Raw genomic sequence first — 13,978 nt, 5'->3', positions numbered from 1 at the left:
GAAATCGTACTAGATTTTTGAATCTGCAATGGCTTACTGCTATTGCAAAATGTAACCGAAAAATGAGACAATTTTTTAGGGGTGGGAGAGAACTGCCCAAAGGGCAGAGTGAACGAGTTAACATGTTAACGAGTTATCAAGACCTTTCAAGTCGCCCAAAAGAACAAAGTAAGTATGTACTAGAATGTGAGAGATTTCTCCACTACGGTCGAAATGACGGGGGGAGAGTGAGGCAGATGCTATTAATAATATTCTGTGTGTTGTTTAGTTGCCTTTTGGTTTCTCCTGCTTTCGGGCAGGAGGCCAAAGGCCTAAATCAGATAGTACTGAGAGGAGTGGTTTCATCTGTTCAAGATGGAAAGCCGATAGAGGGGGCTTCGGTCTCCGTGGATAAGAAGCACGCACGCACGGATAGGCAGGGGAGGTTTACGATCAGCGTAGATAAGCCTACAGGACTATTAACAATAAAACACATCGGATACAAGGAGCAACGGGTTGCCTATGAGAATACGTCTACTATATTAATTATCGCCCTACAGGCCAATGAAAAACAGATCGAAGAAGTCGAGGTGGTATCTACCGGATACCAGAAGATACCAAAGGAAAGAGCTACAGGGAGCTTTGTGCAGATTGACAATGAACAGTTGAATAGAAGGGTGTCTACGAGTGTTATTCAGCGTTTAGATGGTATGGCACCAGGTATTTTGACAAATTTGAAGCAGAAGCAACGGGGGCAAGGAGATATCGAAATCCGTGGAAGGTCTACGCTTTACTCCAATAGTGAGCCATTGATCGTCTTAGATAACTTCCCATTTGAAGGTAAGCTAGAGTCTTTAAATCCAAATGATATTGAGCATATTACGATATTGAAAGATGCGGCTGCGGCTTCTATTTGGGGGGTGCGTGCCAGTAATGGTGTAATCGTTATTACGACCAAATTTGCAAAGCAGGGAAAACGTCCGGTAATTGAATTCAATACTAATTTGTCGTTTGCGGGAAAACGGAATGTATTTGATCAACCGCTACTTAGCTCTGCACAGTTTGTAGAAGTAGAGCAATTCCTTTTTGACCGTGGTCGTTACAATGCAAATCTGAATACAGGCTGGCAACCCGTGTCGCCCGTTGTGGAAATACTAGCTCGTATCAAATCAAAGGAATTGGCAGAGGAGGAGGGGGCGGCTTTGATTTCTGACATTGCAAAGCAAGATGCAAAAAAGCAGTATAACATGTATTTTAACCAACCGCTTTTTAATCAGCAATATAATACTTCTGCTAGAGGAGCTACAGCAAATCACGATTACTTCATCTCCATAGGTCTTGATAGAAATCGCCCCCAAATAGTGGGCAATAGCTTTGAGCGTTGGACAATGCAAGCTGCAAATACATTCAAATTTTTGGGCGATCGCATTACGCTCGCTCATCGTATACTCTATAGCAACAGAAATGATCGACAGGAAGCATATGCTATACCCACTGCTCCAAGATATCCTTACAGCCAATATATAAATGAATCAGGAGAGCACTTACCCGAAGTTTCCAGATTAAGGCTGTCCTATATTGATAATCTTGCTGAAAATCGATTACTGGATTGGTATATGCGACCGATGGATGATTTGAATAATAGTGATTTCTATAGCAGTCACCGTGTCGCACAGATTCGGAATAGCTTACAGCTGGATGGCAGGTTAACAGATGCGCTTAAGGCTTCGGTATCTTATCTGTATGAAGAGCTGTACAGTGATTCACCTTCTTATTATGGACTACAGTCGTATTACACCCGTAATCAAATCAACAGTTTTTCCTATCTGAACGCTGCAGGTGGGTTGGAATATGGTATTCCTTTGGGGGCAATTAAACAGGTAGGTAGGGGAAAGGAACGAAATCAGATAGGGCGTTTTCAAATAGAATACGATAATCGTTTTCCAGAAGAGCATCAGTTGAATGTTTTGGTAGGTACGGAGATAAGGGAGAATACAGGATGGAATGCTTCTTATGGACTGTATGGATATGATGAAGAAAACCAAACAAGCCAAAACCACTTGGTCAATTATGTAACGCCTTTCAAGATGTGGCATAGCGGCCAGAGTTCAAAGATCTCCACTTTGACGGATCAATCGTCAAGTACGGATCGTTTCGTCTCCTACTATTCCAACCTTATGTATGCCTATAAAGATCGTTATCGATTGAGCGGCAGCCTCAGACGTGATGGATCGAATTTGTTTGGTGTACAAACCAACCAAAAATTCGTACCATTATGGTCGATAGGTGCTCTTTGGGATCTTCATAAAGAGATTTTCTTTCCTGAAGATTTATTATCTAAGTTACAGCTTCGTGCTTCTTACGGATATAATGGTAATTTAAACCGAAGTGTATCAGGTTATTTGACTGCACGACAGGGGACATCGATTTCTATGTATGGACAGCCATATTACGAAATTGTGAATCCACCCAATCCTGCACTTCGATGGGAAAGAGTTCGAAATGTCAACATCGGCCTAGACGTAGCATCTCGATCCGGTCGTGTCTCTGCTACTATTGAATACTGGCAAAAACGAGGATTGGATCTAATTGCGAAGCGGCCCACACCTACACAGACTGGTGTTGCCGGCTTTACCGGGAATACGGCATCCCTGCTTTCAAAGGGTGTAGATATGGCCTTGACGACGCAGAACCTTAATGGGCCTTTTATCTGGTCGAGCCAATTATTTTTGAGTAAAGTGACAAACAGGGTGTTAGCATACCACGTGGTTCCTGCAACGAACTTCGTAATTATGTCAAATATTAATGATTATCCGCAGATCGACTACCCGCATTTTTCGTTGTATGCTTTTCCAATGAAAGGTCTTGATGACACGGGCAGTCCGATAGGTTATCTTGGCGGACAGGAGAATAACGACTACCGTGCAATAAAGAATAGTCAAGATCTTTCGGAAATGTCTTATATGGGATCATCTACCCCCACATTGCATGGCACATTATGGAACCGATTTGGTTATGCTGGCTTTGAGCTTTCGTTTTCACTTAGATGGTATGCAGGTCATTATTTTAGGCGAAACTCACTTGACAATGCTGCTGTGTATAATGGAAGCTATACCATTTGGGATTACGAAAAACGGTGGCAATCTCCCGGGGACGAGCAGTTTACTAATGTGCCGTCGCTGGTATATCCAAATAATTTAAACAGATCGGACTTCTATAAGTACGCTGATCTATTGATTGAGCCAGCTGCGCATGTTCGCCTGCAGGATCTGCAGTTGTCCTACGATGCGTCATCGCTAATAAAAGTAAAATCACTTAACAGAGCACGACTTATTTTCAGCGCGAGTGATCTAGGTATACTTTGGACTAAAAATAATAAATCAATTGATCCGCAATTCATCAATGGTAATCCTATCAGGACTACGTATTCACTAGGTATTCAATTAACACTTTAAAACATGAAATACTCATGTTTAGCGAAGCACAAAAAACCATGAGTATTCCATATGACAGATAAAAATCAAATTATACACATATGAAAAGAATCTTTATAATCTTAATATTAGGAATGATGGTTACATCATGCGAACAAGAGTTTTTATCGGTAAAGCCTAGTTCCAATATTATCCGACCTCAAACCCTAGAGGATTTAGAGCAGATGCTTGATAATAATCTTGTTATAAATGTTTCAGGTGTGCTTCAACGTATAGCATCGGACGAGTATTATATCGCTAGCCCAGAAATATGGCAGGGGTTATTTAGTTCGACGCAACGTAATGCTTATCTATGGAAAGCGGATCTTTATGAAGGGGAAACCAATATTAAAGATTGGGATAATCTTTATACTGCCATATTCTATGCAAATAGTGTTTTGGACGAGCTCAGTAGAATTGATGGTGAAGAACAGAGAAAAAGTGACATCAGGGGGAGAGCTTTATTCATAAGAGCATACGCACTTTTCGATTTGGTCAATACATTTGCTCCATTTTACGATACCAAATCTGCTACAATAGATAACGGTGTACCTATAAGGCTTTCGGCAGATGTTAACCAAACTGAAAAAAGAGCAACCGTAAAATCGTGTTATGAAAGGATAATTACCGATTTGGACGAGGCAGCTAAGTTAATATCCGCAAAAACGCCGCCAGGTTTACGGACAAGACAGAGCAAAGCAGCAGTTTATGCTTTGCTCTCTAAAGTGTATTTTTTTATGCAAGATTTTGAAAAAGCAGAAACTTACGCAAGTACATGCCTCAGCTTGTATTCTACTATTACAGATTTTAATCAGCTACAGACTAATACTGATCAGCCTTTTCAGGGAAACAATGCTGATGTAATTTATTATACAACACAGGTAATGGATTATACAACGACATCAGGCGTAGGGTCACTTACTGGAAATTATATCGGGATGGATACTGAACTTGTAAAGCTTTACGAGCCAGCCGATATACGACCTCAGGTTTTCTTTAATAAAAACAGTCAAGGAAGAAATTATAGAAAGATGATGTATGGCAGTGTCTCCAATAATCTTTACCCGTTTACAGGTCTCGCAACAGATGAAATCTATCTAATTAAAGCAGAAAGTCTTGCACGTATCGGAGATTTGGTAGAATCGAAAAACACATTATTACAATTATTACAAAAGAGATTCCCTAAGGGGCATAATTTCGGAATTGATAAATTGGATCAGCACGATTTGATAGAAAGAGTCCTTTTAGAGCGTCGTAAAGAGCTTGTCTGGAGATCAGTTCGATGGACAGAATTGAAGCGACTAAATGCCTTGGGCCATACAACAGTGTTGCAACGCGAGTTCAAGGGCGAGGTATATGAACTTTCGTTTGACAACGCTAATGCTACATTCCCTATCCCAGAAAATGAATTGATACATCTATTTTAATTTTTTAAAAAATGAGATATATTATCCTTATTTCGCTGTTACTAGCCGTAGCAGTGGATAGTGTATATGCAAAAAGAAAGTTAGATCCCACAGCCAAAGTGATTGTTTCCTTTGATGATGCACTGCTAAAAAATAGAAACATAACTGTAGAAATTTCAGTCTTTTCCCATTACCATGTCACGGCCAGTGATCTCTATGATGAAAAATACAAGTGGAATGGCGAAACAAAAGAAATTGAGGTAGTTTTTCCTTTGCAGCAAGACATATCGCTTGTGAAGATAGAGGTGTTTAATGATGGTGAACTTTTGCTGTCTTTATTTCCAAACAAATTATTCTTAATAGAACCGGATGATAGTTTATCATTCTATGTAAGTGATAAGATGCAAGCAAATGGAGACGATAATGAAAAGAATAGATTAAGGGAGCGAATCTCAAATTTGGACAGGAGCGGAGGTAGTGGTTGGCTGGGGCATTATATACAAATTGGAGATATAGACAAATACTATGCTGTAACAAATGATTTTTATGATTCCTTAAGAGAGAGAAAGCTAGATGTGTTAGAAAAAAAACGCGGTAAAATAAGTAATTCCTCGTATTCCTATATCAAAGATGAATGTGTTTATAGTACGGAAAGCATGCGTATAAGGACACTTCAGGGAGCTGTCGAAATTGGTGCTCCCTATCAAGATGTTTTAAAGAACCATGTTCTGCAACAGTATTATTCTGCTATAAGTAAAACAAAATACCACATGGGCAAAAGCCCATCGTATACAGACTATGTTATCGACGTTTTAACGGCTGGGTTCTTAATACCAGAATATGTTGAGCATCCGAGGTCTGCGCCGATTATCGATTTGAATCTAATACTTGATCGATTTCAGAAAATGAATTTAGATCAGGAAAATCGAGATAATATTACTGCATTCTTATTTAGTCGTTACGGCACAGCAGCAATTGGTGGTGAGCAAGCGATTGACAAGGCATTAAAATATGTGAGTGACGATCGCATAAAATCATATTTAAAGGAGATCAAAGAAAGTCGTTATGTGAAAAATGATGTTTATCCATTTCGTTTAGAAGATATAAACGGAAACATCTACACACCTGAATCCTTCAAAGATAAAATTGTTGTGCTAGACTTCTGGTTCAACGGTTGTACAGGTTGCGCACTACTACATCAAGAATTAGTAAAAATCGAAAGTAGTTTAAATGATGAATCAGTACTTTTTATCAGTGTAAATGTTGATGTAAAGAGGGATAAATGGCTTCGGGGTTTAGAAAGTGGTAAGTATACTTCGAAAGAAGGTGTAAATTTGAGAGTAATAGATCCGAAGCCTAATATAGCTTCATTCTATGGTTTCTTTTCTTTCCCACAACTCCTGATTGTAGACCGAAAAGGAAAGCTAGTTTCTTATAACCCGCCCCGTCCTATCAATGTAACCGGTAGAAAAGATTTTACAGAAATGCTACTCGGTTTAAAAAACAAATAAAAGGAGGGGGGATTTCCCCCCATCCTTTAGTTTTGATATACACCGTTAGAACTAGATGGCGATATCCATCCATTAGCTTCAAAAGTCGCTAATTCACTCTCAGTATAGCTATCCTGAGTTGGGATGTTTTCAGGAGATAAGATTTGATACGTACAAGCCGTTGGCTCTGTTGGAGTACAGTTCATAGGATTGACACTACTGCGTAATTCAAATCTTCCACTTCCTTTGTTTACTAAGTGTCCACTAACTTCTTTTTCACTAAACGATTGCATCGTAATGGCACCACCAAGTATTGCTGCACCGAACAATACTGTATTAACTAATTTTTTAATTTGATTTTTCATGACTCTAAATTTAGTCGTTTATAATTATTGAGTTTTTTGATGGCAAAGATTCCAGCACCCAACCAAACTAGGTTAAAAATGAGGTGTGTCGTCCAGTCCATCGATTCGATCACACCACCGCAATGACAGATCCGATCTGGTACAAACAGGAGCATTAAAAGCAGATACAAAGTAAATATGCCCATCATGATAACTGATACTCTTAATGCGATTTGTCGTGCCCTCCCAAAAGTAAATACCAATAGTACTGCTAGTAGGATCTCTAATAGGGGAATACCCCAGCCAATAAGCTCGGCATAATGTCCTATAAGTGGTATTTTACGATTCCCTTTTATAAACACCTCCACATGCCGAAGCTTATCATAGCCGGTATACATATATAGAAATGCATATCCGTAGGTAATCCCCAATGGAAGCTTTTTATATACCCATAGTCCTTTATCACGGAGCCATTGTATGGCACTATATTGGACTATGCGGTCAATAACCGATGCTATTTTCGCTTTATTGCTAAGCTGTTGCATGTCTTCTCTGTTTTATGGTTGTGTTCTCAGATTTTTGCTGTGAGATGACCTTCTACCGAAGATGCTTTCTCCTGTTCCTTGTTTTCTGCCCGCCTACCGGGGGAATACGCTGAATTTTCTTTTGATGTTTTCGATGTTCATGTCTTCTTATATTTTTTCTCTATTCCGCTTGATAAGTATCCATGTTGTAGTAAGTGTTTTCGTGGATGGTATCGTTTTGCTGTTTTTCCTTTTCGACACTATAGGTCTCAAAGCTGTAAACACGGTGTGTATAATAGGGGTCTCGTTCTGTTTCTTGACCATCATCTTTGCAGGTTGCATCGAAGCTCATGACAACTTTACCATTGACGGAGTCTACAAATTGGATTGTACAGGCGTAGGATTTATTGCGGTTGAAATAAGCTGGTAAGATGATTATAGCTAGCGCTACTAAAAATAGTATTGTCACTAGTATCTTTATTTTTATGTCTTTTTTAATAATCATAACCTTGTTGTTTATTTACGCACAATGATCTTCGTTGTATTGATAAACCAAAGTTAGCTGCGAAAGCAGGGAGCTTGGTTGTAATAATTGGCCCAATCAGTTGTAAAAAATGGACTGTGCTGGTTTATTGCTGATATTGACTGGGTGCTACACCGTATTTGTCTTTGAACGTGTTGCTGAAGGCAGGGATATCGTGGTAGTGTAGGATGAAGGTGACTTCTTTTACACTGGAGCCGCTTTTTAGCAGCAGAGCTGCCTCTTCTAGTCGCCTATCGCTGATGTGTTGCGATAGGTTCATATCGTATAGTTTCTTATGGGCTTTATTCAGGCATTTTTGACTGATCTTATATTTGGTACTTAGTTCTCGGATGCTGGGTATCAGCTTTTTGTTTGCTAAGCAGTGCTCGATATGAAGCCGTATGGCTTCTACTATTTGTGTTTGTGGGGCGATCGGGGCCGGATCGGAATTTTCCTGTTGCTCGTGCAGGCTCTGCAAACGCCCTACAGCCGCATAGACGTTGGTGTCCTGCTGTATGCCGGCTATCCGAGGGTGTTCCAATATATAATAAAGCTCGGTAAGCATATTTGACGTAATGGGAGCGGGGGTGCTATGATAGAGGCTGTCGGCCAATAGTGTGATCGATATATCCTGGGTACATAGTTCATGGGTAGATCTGTGTTTTTCCAGCCAGCTTGCCGCAATACTGTACCCTATAATAAGGTGCCGACCTATAGGCATGTAGCTAGTGAAATCGCCGCAGACTGCATAAAGCTTATGGTGCTGGCCTTCTGTTAGGATAGGATTGTTGTGCTTTATCCCCTCGATGCCATAGCCGCCCTTCAGTGCATATTGCCAGTGTATATCAGGGTGCACGAATGTAATAGGAAGATACAGCGGTTCCTTAGCTTCTACTTCGATACAATAGGGTAGGATGTACTTACTCTTGTACCATTGTATACTACACCAGCTGTCGTCGATCTGCCAGCTCTTGGCCTCGGCATAACCCATACGGTAGCTGCTACCTCGCGGTAGTTCACTGCTCTCTCGGGCATGGGGGTAGTAGCGCTGGGGCTGGACAATTAGGCTTCGGATCATTACTGCTGGAGTTAGTTGCTCATTAACCGCCATGCGGAGGTATAGCACATGGCGGTATGAGATATTACTGTGATTTTAAGGTGAGCGATAGCTCGTACGTGTGGTCAATATGCTTCCAGCCAATCTTTTGGATTCGCTATCGGATGGTTTTTCGGGAGCACTGGCCTGCCCGGTTTGTGGGGACTCGTAGGCCGTTTCTGGTGTAAAAAGATGATTTTTCATTTTGTTAGGGTTTTAATTGTACTTAATAATAGACATGGTTCTGATGTCTCCTGTACTAATGTATAATTGAAGGCAGATGAAAAGAAGTAAATCTGAAGGATATTTCCTGGAGGTGCTTGGAGAAATTCTCGATGTGAAAAAATCTGTGTTTACGGAGCCTAATCGATGTTTTTATTTTCCCGAGGGTAAAATAAAAATTCTGTCTGAAATCCTGAAAAGCCCTTTTGTAATCATAAAAATGCTTCAGTGAGAGCGAGTTTGGGGATATATCATAGAAAAGAGTGATAATGCTCATTTTTTGTACTAAGTTATTTGTATAAACTTGTGGTCGACCTAAATACAAATACGATTATGATGCAATCTCTTTTCAAGTCTGTCAAAGGCTGGGCTAGTTCTTTAGGCCGGTTCGCGGTTTCTTTTTTCGGTTCTTGGTATGGGCGTGTGGGGGCGCTGAGTATAATGGTGCTGTCTTCCGCTTTGCTGGTGACATTTTATACGACTTCAGTTCCCGTGTTAAAATGGCTCTTGCTGGAGCGGTATGTGATGACTTTTTTGCTCAATATCATACTGATGGTTCCGCTTGTGCTGGTGGTCGGAATGACGGTGTATAGCTTGGATAAGAGCCCATATTGGAGCAGGTACAAAACGGGTAGATGGATATTCCAGCTCTGGATGTTGTGCCCGGTTCTAGGCGCAGTTGTACTGCATATGGTGCGTTGGATCTATCTAGGATTATTTAATGCAGATCTCTTTGAAATAGGGTATATGGAGCGGGATTTTGTACTGGTGATGGTCTGTGTATTATTGCAGCAGGTATATTATTTTGTATACGGTTTGCAGAAAGCAAGAGAGCTTCTTCAAGTAGAGCTTATGGGATTACGTGCTGAGCTGTCGGCGAGTGAAGAAAAGGCTGTCGAATTGGAACATGCAAACGAAAGGTTGAAAGGGGAGCTGGCAGAAGCAAAGGCCGAATTGGAGTCGCAGCGGGCAGGCTGTGGGGATTGTGCACTACACTTGATATATGCCTGGAGCATACTGTCGGATATGGACAAGAAGATAGAAGTGAGCTTCGACAGCGTAGGATTTGTGAGTATGCCGGTGCGTTTTCTGTCTAAGGTATATATAGAGAAAGAGGATGGTGTCAAGTTGTTTTATGCCCTATTGGTTGATGGAAGGAAGGTGTTATTAGCTATTAGCGCGTTGTCGGCTTTGGAGAGTTTATGTCCATCTATATTGATGAAGAACAAATCAGACGAACTGATCAATGTGCTGTCGATACGTGCTGTGGAGACCAGAGATGATAGGTCATATCTTGATCTTTATGGTGACGAGAAGGTGGATGTCGGTAGGGCATATTGGGAGCGCTTGCGTGTTTATCTAGAGGAATTGGAGTGTGCGATGAACAAAGCAAAGGAGCTGTCGGAAAGGGGACGGAATACGAAAGAAGAGGACGAATAATGCGTGAAAAATAACAGCTCCTAGCGGGATGTTTTGCTGCAGCTAAGGCTGTAGTTTATCATAAACATCGCCTAGCGGTAGACCGTAGTATTCGGCAAATTCGCGAAAAGTAAGCTCCTGATGTTTGAGCTTTCCATAGGCATCCTTGACAGTTTGGTAGCGTCTATAGGCCTGCCTAGGGCTGAGGTCTAATATGATTTCGACATCCTTGGGGTATATGCATAGTCTTGGTTTTTTGGACATAATGGCATGGGTAGAGAGGGCAGGGGCTAGGCAATATAAGGCCTGGCTGGGGCTGCCCATGGTGAGACCATGATCCTCCTGTCAGCAAGATACCTCCCAATTGTTTACCATGAATGATTTATACAATGGCTCTGTATTGGAGAAAGTTAATAATACTGATGTAACATAGTTCTTTAGTTATTGTTTTCGCAATCGGAGCACAAGACACTGGGATTGGTCTCATTTTCCAGAGATGACAGCCGATAGAGCTACGGCGCCTGGTAGCTCTTAGGTACCTCTCTAGTACCTCTTTAGTACCTTTAGGGTACCTTTTTAGTAGCTCTCCAGTACCTTTCTAGTACTTTGTTATCGAGTTGTCAGGTTAAGAAGTTATAGAGTTATGAAGTTATAGAGTTAAGAAGTTAACGAATCATTCTGTCTCTTCCTGCTTTTTCCTGTCACATCCTGCCATTTTGGACAGACCCCGTTGTGGGCTATTGCACCTTTGGATTGTCAACAAAAATTAAATATCATGGCAAAACAAAAGAGTTTTATCAAAATGCAAGGGAAGGTAGGAGACCTTTCTTTCAGCAAGAGCAGAACACGTGGCTACGAGGTGCGTACGCCTGGTGGAGCGGACAAGCAGCGGATCATGACCGATCCAAATTTTCAACGGACGAGGGAGAATATGGCCGAGTTCGGTTCGGCATCATCTGTCGCCAAGCTGATCCGTATACAGCTCAACAACCTGATGATGCGCTTTGGAGACAAGACGCTGCGCAATAGATTGACCTCTGTCGTGCATCGCATACAGAAGGCAGATAGTGTCAGTGCACGTGGCGAACGGGTATTCAAACCTGAAAATTCATTACTTCTTAAAGGTTTGGAGTTCAATCTGAACAGTAGCTTGACGTTTATGATCGGTTTAAATCTTCCTGTCACATTCGATCGTGTTAGGGGAGAGGTCTCTTTGGCAATTCCGGCCTTCAATCCTCGGTCTACAGTGACCTTGCTGCCCGGCGCTACACACATGCGCTTTACATTGGCCGCAGTAGAGCAGACCCTGGATCCAATGGAGATACCGCGCCCCGAGGTGATCGAAACAGATTACATCCCATTGATCGGCGACCATCAAGCAGAGACGCTGACGGTAAATGTGCCGGCAGATTCGACCAAAGTAATCTACATGATGATAGGTATCGATATGTATCAGCATGTCAATGAGGTGTATTACCCCTTAATGGATAACCCATACAATACGATGAGTATTGTCGATGTGGATATACCGTAAGGGAATTGACATAGTGATAGAGTGACGAAGTAACAAGGTTCGCGCGTCACTCTTCACTTATTCCGAAGCAAGTTTGGGACTTCGTTTCACTCAGTCTCATATCACAAATCTCATATCTCATATCTCATATCTCATATCTCAAATCACAATACTAACAATAAAATACTAACAGAAATGGAAACGCTAACAACAGAAAAAGTATGTTTTTATAACGTACAGAAAATCTATACTAGTAATATTAAAGCATTTATAATAAGTTTATTGATTTGCTTTATGTTATCTTTTGCTTTACTATCAAAAATGCTCTCGGCGCTAGATCCAGCAGTCGGAGTACTTGATCTGGGAATCCTTACGGTAGGCCTATTTGGCCTCGCTGTAGGGCTCGCTGCTATCCTCTGTAGCCTATGGTTGCAGGAACTGCTATGGCAACCTTTCAAAACTTTCCGCAAGGACTTTCTTTCACATTTTAATCAATTGACATCATGGCAACAATGTATTCTTTATTTCTCGGTTTTCTTCTTAATGCTCTATGCAGTGATAGTGGCAGTGGGAGTAGTAATGTAGGCGCCTCTATGCCGGCGCAGGGCATCTTCGTTTTGCTTGATCAAAACGAAGCAAAAAATCAAGGCTTGGTTGCTCGGCTAAATTGTCTTCTTATTTCTGGCAATAAGACCAACTCACTTCGCTCAGACAAGTCTGATTGCTTATCAGAAATAATCGACAATTCTTTACGCCTTGCGCAACCTAGGCCGTTTTATTTGGGTAGTGCTAATAGCTCTATCTGTACAATATCGAAAAATGTCGCCTTCGATATTTTTAAAAAATTGAAGGGGGAGGCACAATCCATTGTTTTAAAAATATCCAGCGACGAGTTTTGGACACTTTTGCGGTCAAAAGTGTCACGCCCGTCCGGCATGGAGGACAGAGATAATATCATTAAAATAGCTTCTGCAGAACTAGGCGTCCGTGAAGCTACGGGCAACAACGACGGCCCCCGTGTTGAAGAATACCTTCGCTATACGAACTTGGGTAAGGGCTACGAGTGGTGTGCCGCCTTTGTAAGCTGGTGCTATGGTCAGGCCGGGTTGTCGGCGCCTCGTAATCCATGGAGCCCTGCGCTGTTTCCCAAAGCAAGAAGCTACAAGGAAACGGATAGGGTACAATCTGCAGACTTATTCGGCATCTACAGCGCCAGGCTAAAGCGTATCCATCATGTGGGATTGGTGAAGGAGAGGCAGGGGCAGTATATCCTCACGGTAGAAGGGAATAGCAACGACCGGGTCGAATCCAGACGAAGGCATGTCAATACCGTGTATAGGTATGCTGATTGGGTGAATTGATAATGGTTAATTATTAATGATTAATGGGGGATTCACCTGAAGTTTTTAGGCCAAATTATATTTTGTTTAGTATTGTTTGTTTTTTTATAGTCTTTAATTTTCAATTTATTATGATTGTTTATGTGTATAAATTATTTATGTGTTGTTTAACTCTTTTTATGGCTCTTTATGGCTGCCGGTCAAAGAGAGAAACAATCAAAACGGTACAACAAGAGGCCTTGTCCGAGACTAGGGTCGGTACTAGCGCATCGTGGATGCAGTTCGGTGATAAGGGGAGCACTTCTCGTTATTGGATGTTTTTAAGCGATTCTAGCTTTTATTTTCATCCTGATGAGGGATTGTGGGGTCGAAGTGGAAAAGTCGCTTACATCGAGCAAGAGAGCATCGAAAAGAGTCGGTCCAGTCTGGGTATTGCTTACGATAGTCTAGTGGTCGAAGATAGCAAGTCGCAAAGTGATACGCGTAGCACCAGTGTACGGTATCCATCTAGGAGCTGGTGGTGGTTGCTGTCAATACCGATAGTGATAGCGGGATGGTTGTTTTGGAAGCATGGAAGAAAGGGAAAGCGCTTATAGCATTTGAGCCGATCAACATTGTCGATCGGCTCAAATTAAAATTAGTTTAAGCG

At 41.5% G+C, this 13,978-nt stretch carries 14 protein-coding genes; 8 read left to right on the top strand and 6 right to left on the bottom strand.

Annotation, left to right across the window (positions count from 1 at the left end):
* Positions 1-62 precede the first annotated feature (62 nt).
* From CLV99_RS07670 to CLV99_RS07660, 3 genes are all read left to right on the top strand, one after another.
* Positions 63-3,434: a SusC/RagA family TonB-linked outer membrane protein gene (locus CLV99_RS07670; protein ID WP_133583888.1), complete on the top strand. Its 3,372-nt coding sequence runs from the start codon at positions 63-65 to the stop codon at positions 3,432-3,434.
* A gap of 80 nt (positions 3,435-3,514) precedes the next feature.
* Positions 3,515-4,879 carry a RagB/SusD family nutrient uptake outer membrane protein gene (locus tag CLV99_RS07665; protein WP_133583887.1) on the top strand — a complete coding sequence of 455 codons (1,365 nt, stop codon included), beginning with the start codon at positions 3,515-3,517 and terminating at the stop codon, positions 4,877-4,879.
* 11 nt (positions 4,880-4,890) lie between these two features.
* Complete coding sequence (locus CLV99_RS07660) at positions 4,891-6,369, top strand: TlpA family protein disulfide reductase (protein ID WP_133583886.1); 1,479 nt, start codon at positions 4,891-4,893, stop codon at positions 6,367-6,369.
* Positions 6,370-6,395: 26 nt separating this feature from the next.
* On the opposite strand, the gene CLV99_RS07655 is transcribed toward CLV99_RS07660, so the two are convergent.
* The 5 genes from CLV99_RS07655 to CLV99_RS23175 all read right to left on the bottom strand — a co-directional run bounded on the left by CLV99_RS07655 (position 6,396) and on the right by CLV99_RS23175 (position 9,039).
* On the bottom strand, positions 6,396-6,713 hold the full coding sequence (locus tag CLV99_RS07655) for a hypothetical protein (RefSeq protein WP_133583885.1): 318 nt from the start codon (positions 6,711-6,713) through the stop codon (positions 6,396-6,398).
* A complete protein-coding gene (locus CLV99_RS07650; protein WP_133583884.1) occupies positions 6,710-7,237 on the bottom strand; it encodes a MauE/DoxX family redox-associated membrane protein in 528 nt (175 codons plus the stop codon). The genes CLV99_RS07655 and CLV99_RS07650 overlap by 4 nt, the downstream gene beginning before the upstream one ends.
* 160 nt (positions 7,238-7,397) lie before the next feature.
* Positions 7,398-7,721 (bottom strand): hypothetical protein, encoded by a 324-nt coding sequence (locus tag CLV99_RS07645; protein ID WP_133583883.1) that lies wholly within the window; start codon positions 7,719-7,721, stop codon positions 7,398-7,400.
* 124 nt (positions 7,722-7,845) lie between these two features.
* On the bottom strand, positions 7,846-8,850 hold the full coding sequence (locus CLV99_RS07640; protein WP_133583882.1) for a helix-turn-helix transcriptional regulator: 1,005 nt from the start codon (positions 8,848-8,850) through the stop codon (positions 7,846-7,848).
* Between the two features lie 42 nt (positions 8,851-8,892).
* A complete protein-coding gene (locus CLV99_RS23175) occupies positions 8,893-9,039 on the bottom strand; it encodes a hypothetical protein (protein WP_162850053.1) in 147 nt (48 codons plus the stop codon).
* A 351-nt stretch (positions 9,040-9,390) separates the two neighbouring features.
* Here CLV99_RS23175 and CLV99_RS07635 point away from each other — a divergent pair, with 351 nt between their 5' ends.
* The gene (locus CLV99_RS07635; protein ID WP_133583881.1) at positions 9,391-10,497 is read left to right on the top strand and encodes a cell division protein ZapB; all 1,107 of its coding nucleotides are present in this window, start codon (positions 9,391-9,393) and stop codon (positions 10,495-10,497) included.
* A 42-nt stretch (positions 10,498-10,539) separates the two neighbouring features.
* Here CLV99_RS07635 and CLV99_RS07630 read toward each other — a convergent pair whose 3' ends face one another.
* A complete protein-coding gene (locus tag CLV99_RS07630; RefSeq protein ID WP_133583880.1) occupies positions 10,540-10,740 on the bottom strand; it encodes a hypothetical protein in 201 nt (66 codons plus the stop codon).
* A gap of 511 nt (positions 10,741-11,251) precedes the next feature.
* Between CLV99_RS07630 and CLV99_RS07625 the strand changes: the two genes are divergently transcribed.
* From CLV99_RS07625 to CLV99_RS07610, 4 genes are all read left to right on the top strand, one after another.
* On the top strand, positions 11,252-12,010 hold the full coding sequence (locus CLV99_RS07625; protein WP_133583879.1) for a hypothetical protein: 759 nt from the start codon (positions 11,252-11,254) through the stop codon (positions 12,008-12,010).
* A 174-nt stretch (positions 12,011-12,184) separates the two neighbouring features.
* Positions 12,185-12,574, top strand: coding sequence for a hypothetical protein (locus CLV99_RS07620; RefSeq protein ID WP_133583878.1), 390 nt, complete (start codon positions 12,185-12,187; stop codon positions 12,572-12,574).
* Positions 12,493-13,350 (top strand): CHAP domain-containing protein, encoded by an 858-nt coding sequence (locus tag CLV99_RS23370; protein ID WP_246032713.1) that lies wholly within the window; start codon positions 12,493-12,495, stop codon positions 13,348-13,350. Before CLV99_RS07620 ends, CLV99_RS23370 begins: the two co-directional genes overlap by 82 nt.
* A gap of 158 nt (positions 13,351-13,508) precedes the next feature.
* Positions 13,509-13,925: a hypothetical protein gene (locus CLV99_RS07610; RefSeq protein WP_133583877.1), complete on the top strand. Its 417-nt coding sequence runs from the start codon at positions 13,509-13,511 to the stop codon at positions 13,923-13,925.
* The last annotated feature ends 53 nt before the right edge of the window (positions 13,926-13,978 follow it).

It is taken from the genome of Sphingobacterium yanglingense, assembly GCF_004363245.1.
Taxonomy (GTDB): domain Bacteria; phylum Bacteroidota; class Bacteroidia; order Sphingobacteriales; family Sphingobacteriaceae; genus Sphingobacterium; species Sphingobacterium yanglingense.
This window is presented reverse-complemented; position numbering and strand designations above follow the sequence as displayed.

Coding starts and splice junctions, on each gene's coding strand:
- CLV99_RS07670 (WP_133583888.1), top strand. CDS start 63: ATGAGACAATTTTTTAGGGGTGGGAGAGAACTGCCCAAAGGGCAGAGT.
- CLV99_RS07665 (WP_133583887.1), top strand. CDS start 3,515: ATGAAAAGAATCTTTATAATCTTAATATTAGGAATGATGGTTACATCA.
- CLV99_RS07660 (WP_133583886.1), top strand. CDS start 4,891: ATGAGATATATTATCCTTATTTCGCTGTTACTAGCCGTAGCAGTGGAT.
- CLV99_RS07655 (WP_133583885.1), bottom strand. CDS start 6,713: ATGAAAAATCAAATTAAAAAATTAGTTAATACAGTATTGTTCGGTGCA.
- CLV99_RS07650 (WP_133583884.1), bottom strand. CDS start 7,237: ATGCAACAGCTTAGCAATAAAGCGAAAATAGCATCGGTTATTGACCGC.
- CLV99_RS07645 (WP_133583883.1), bottom strand. CDS start 7,721: ATGATTATTAAAAAAGACATAAAAATAAAGATACTAGTGACAATACTA.
- CLV99_RS07640 (WP_133583882.1), bottom strand. CDS start 8,850: ATGGCGGTTAATGAGCAACTAACTCCAGCAGTAATGATCCGAAGCCTA.
- CLV99_RS23175 (WP_162850053.1), bottom strand. CDS start 9,039: ATGAAAAATCATCTTTTTACACCAGAAACGGCCTACGAGTCCCCACAA.
- CLV99_RS07635 (WP_133583881.1), top strand. CDS start 9,391: ATGATGCAATCTCTTTTCAAGTCTGTCAAAGGCTGGGCTAGTTCTTTA.
- CLV99_RS07630 (WP_133583880.1), bottom strand. CDS start 10,740: ATGTCCAAAAAACCAAGACTATGCATATACCCCAAGGATGTCGAAATC.
- CLV99_RS07625 (WP_133583879.1), top strand. CDS start 11,252: ATGGCAAAACAAAAGAGTTTTATCAAAATGCAAGGGAAGGTAGGAGAC.
- CLV99_RS07620 (WP_133583878.1), top strand. CDS start 12,185: ATGGAAACGCTAACAACAGAAAAAGTATGTTTTTATAACGTACAGAAA.
- CLV99_RS23370 (WP_246032713.1), top strand. CDS start 12,493: ATGGCAACAATGTATTCTTTATTTCTCGGTTTTCTTCTTAATGCTCTA.
- CLV99_RS07610 (WP_133583877.1), top strand. CDS start 13,509: ATGGCTCTTTATGGCTGCCGGTCAAAGAGAGAAACAATCAAAACGGTA.